4 protein-coding genes and 1 pseudogene are annotated in these 3,463 nt (G+C 31.9%); 3 read left to right on the forward strand and 2 right to left on the reverse strand.

Annotation, left to right across the window (positions count from 1 at the left end; all coding sequences use genetic code 11):
* From ACFVSH_RS24315 to ACFVSH_RS24325, 3 genes and pseudogenes are all read left to right on the forward strand, one after another.
* Window positions 1-224: pseudogene (locus ACFVSH_RS24315) on the forward strand (IS110 family transposase); the annotation flags it as partial.
* Between the two features lie 463 nt (window positions 225-687).
* Window positions 688-1,179 (forward strand): RNA polymerase sigma factor, encoded by a 492-nt coding sequence (locus ACFVSH_RS24320; protein WP_387604999.1) that lies wholly within the window; start codon window positions 688-690, stop codon window positions 1,177-1,179.
* The gene (locus ACFVSH_RS24325; protein ID WP_387604998.1) at window positions 1,179-2,090 is read left to right on the forward strand and encodes a sigma factor regulator N-terminal domain-containing protein; all 912 of its coding nucleotides are present in this window, start codon (window positions 1,179-1,181) and stop codon (window positions 2,088-2,090) included. The genes ACFVSH_RS24320 and ACFVSH_RS24325 overlap by 1 nt, the downstream gene beginning before the upstream one ends.
* Window positions 2,091-2,424: 334 nt before the next feature.
* Here ACFVSH_RS24325 and ACFVSH_RS24330 read toward each other — a convergent pair whose 3' ends face one another.
* Window positions 2,425-2,661 (reverse strand): hypothetical protein, encoded by a 237-nt coding sequence (locus ACFVSH_RS24330; protein ID WP_342614601.1) that lies wholly within the window; start codon window positions 2,659-2,661, stop codon window positions 2,425-2,427.
* 21 nt (window positions 2,662-2,682) lie between these two features.
* Window positions 2,683-3,441, reverse strand: coding sequence for a hypothetical protein (locus tag ACFVSH_RS24335; RefSeq protein ID WP_387708302.1), 759 nt, complete (start codon window positions 3,439-3,441; stop codon window positions 2,683-2,685).
* Between the last annotated feature and the right edge of the window lie 22 nt (window positions 3,442-3,463).

Raw genomic sequence — 3,463 nt, forward strand, 5'->3', positions numbered from 1 at the left:
ATCGTATTACTAAAAGGGGTTCGAGCAGACTACGTCATTCTCTGTATCTTGCCGTGCTATACGGCATAAGGAGTTCAAGGAACAAAAAGCTTAAAGCTTTCTTTGATAAGAAAAAATCGGAAGGAAAGCCAGCCAAAGTGGCGATCGTTGCCTGTATGAATAAACTTATTCATTGGGTTTACGCTTTATTAAAGAGAAAAGAAGCATTCCTAGATTTATCCTGATTAACGGTTTTGTGAAACAGAGAAAAATCCTTCCAAAAGGGTTTTGAAGGGTTATTTGGCATGGCCAAAAATAGTATATCATAAGGGAAATGAAAATATTAGAGAAAGATATTGACATCCTATTAGCTGGTTACTTCATTACCAGGAGCTGATCAGCAGCTCCTTTTCTTATGCAATTATAGGGGCAGGATATTTGAAAAAGAGGTATTTTCAAATAGTTAAAAATATTACTTTATAGATAATTAAGTTGTTTAGTTTTGTTTTAGAAATGCAGTGCCCATCTTGTGATGGGAGGTTATTAAAGCTGTCTACTTTAAACAATATTTTAGGAATAATAAAGCTATTTATTTTCAGAAAAAGAATCATATTTTAGTACCAATTCATAAAAAATTAAAATCTAAATCATCTAAGTGTATACATCTAATATCACTCATTCGTTGTATAAGTATAGGGAGGACAAAAGATGAAAAAAGAAAATGTATTAACCTCCTACCTTATCAATTTAGGAGAGGAAGTGTTCAAGCTATTACTAGCGAGAGGAGCCAAAAAAGAAGATGCAGAAGATATAATTCAAAACACCTACTACAAAATTTACACGCTATTGGATAAATTAACAGAGAGCAATATACGTCCTTGGTTTTTTAGAGTATCACTTAATCAATATATTGATTTGAAAAGGAAAAAGGAGCAGCAGAACATTTACTTAACTGAGGGAATTTATTCCAAGCTATCACACATCGATTGCGATTTTGATACGGTTTTAAATAAAGATGAGATTTTTTATTTATTAAAAGACATAAAAAAAGAATACAAAGAAATTTTCTTTTTAAAGTATTACTATGATTTTTCATATGAAGAAATTGCAACTATTTTGGATATTCAAGTAGACAGTGTAAAGCAAAAATTATATCGTGCACGTAAATTTATTCACTCAAAATTAGGAGGACCATATTGATGGAATCTTCGTTAAATGATGCTTTAAAAAAGGCTAAACGAAAACATCTACTAAAAATTATCATCACTTCAATTATTGTAGTACTAATTCTCTTACCTATCTTTTATAAAACAGGTAACTACTTTGCAGCGAAAAGCTCTACAAAGCTTCACGGAAAGCTTTTTTTACATAATGCCATTGCTGAACCTAATATTCAGATCGACTCTCAAGTAACCAGTAATTCATCGATGTTTGGGGGTAACATTATTACAAACCGTTCTAAGAATATTAATGGTTATGTAGTTCAATGGAGCACTCTTACAAGTTCATATGATTGGTTTCGAGTCAATATTGACACGAACGAGTTAGTACCAGGATTTCATTGGTCTGATACAGAGTTCTATGAGTATGATAAACAGACAAAGAGTAAATCAGCAACATTTTATCATCCATCCATAAAAAAATACTATAATGGTGTACAAAATGAATTAGGGGAAATTTCGGAAATGGAGTACCACGTTGCAGAAGTTGCCATTTCCTTTGATAAACCATACACGTTACAGGAAATACAAGCAAAAATCCCTGATAATTTAAACATCGTATGGTTGTATTTGGCTTCTCCAATTAGGGATGAAAGCAAGGGGCCAGCTGGTATGCCAGTTTATGGGTTTGAACTTTCCGACACCCCTAAAGAATCATATTCAAGCTTTGTCGATGGTCTTAAAGAGTATGATTCAAATGGGGATGATGAAACAATTCAAGAATTTTTAAAGGTAAATAAAAATAAGCAGTTCGGTGAAGTGAAAATTTTAGGGGTAATGCTCACTGGAAAAACAAACAATTTCAAAGCCTTAGAGAATCAAAATTTTATCCGCGGTGCTTCAGTAGGTGCCACTGCACAAATCGTTCCTTATATTAAACCTGAAAAATAATATGCAAGAGACCCAATAAAAATTATGTTCTTAATTAACTAAATGGAGAAAGTTTAAGCTTAAGACTGCTAATTAGCAGTGTTTTTTGTTATGAAGCTAACGGTACAGTGTTCTTGGAAAGAGTGCTAATGAGATTTGATCTATTTTAATACATAGAAAACACAGTTTGTGAATAGATGTACTTAAACTAACGGGTGCGTTAGCTGAAGATCAAAGCTGTCATTAAGGCAGCTTTTTCTTATGGAACTAACGGGGCAGGTTAGGCTAAAAAAGTTACGATAAAAAAGCGAGCCTTTTTACCAAGGGCTCGCTTTTTACATTTGTTTTTTTTGATTTAGGATACAAAACTAATTAATAAAGAAGATATTATTACGACAGAACAAATACTTAGAACAATAAACGGAAATCTAGATTTACTGTTAAAAGTTGCATAAGCCAATACAGAGGTAAAAAATAAAAATACTACTTGCATCCAAATAGGCTGTTCAAAAGGTCCAGTACGTAACAAAATAGTTATAGCCAATATAGCAGCAATTATTATTATAAAAAACGAAACCTTTTTCCCTTTCATTTTTATCACCTCCTATATATTTTATGCGCAAGGTCTTGTGCCGTAATACCAACTTCCAGTTTTGCTATAAGATTTACTGAATTTTTTTCCAGCTAAAGTGAAATTAATTTTTGGATTTTGATATCTATATTGATACAAATTTTCACATCCGGTAAATTTTTTGGAACCACTTCTATAATTATCAACTTTAAGAGTACCACTCATTAATTTTGAAGAGAAATAAGTTCCTAGTCCAACAACACCTAACCATGCGCCAATTGTACCAGCATAATCTGTTTTAGCAAACTTAAAACCAGTAAGAAAAGCAGCAGCAAGTACACCGCCAACGACTGTTACTATAGCATTTAAAGAATTTACATGTTTGTTTAAACTAAGAGTGGTAGTAGACATATACTTAGGTGAACTTGAAGTAGCCATTATAGAAGAAACAGTAACTCCTGAATTTACTAATTCTGGTTCTATTGATTCATCAATCTTTAATTCGCCTTTTTCACCATTCAATAAAAAATAATCATCGCCTTTATGATAAACAAATTCTTGTATATCGCCTGTAGATGATTCACTAGTTACTTCAACAGTATCATTTTCAACTGTTTCAATTGTGGAAAGAACAATTTCATTGTCAGTTTCTGTTTCAATAACTATCTTTTCTTCTGTTGATTCTAATAAATTTACTGATAAATCTTGATTATCTTTAGTTGAAGCATTAACAGTAATTGGTCCTATACTTCCTAATATAAGTGATGTAGCAAGGATGAACGACAAAGGTTTTTTATACATTAATTAGGCACTCCCTTTTTTC

Source organism: Peribacillus sp. NPDC058002 (assembly GCF_042886655.1).
GTDB lineage: Bacteria > Bacillota > Bacilli > Bacillales > DSM-1321 > Peribacillus > Peribacillus aracenensis.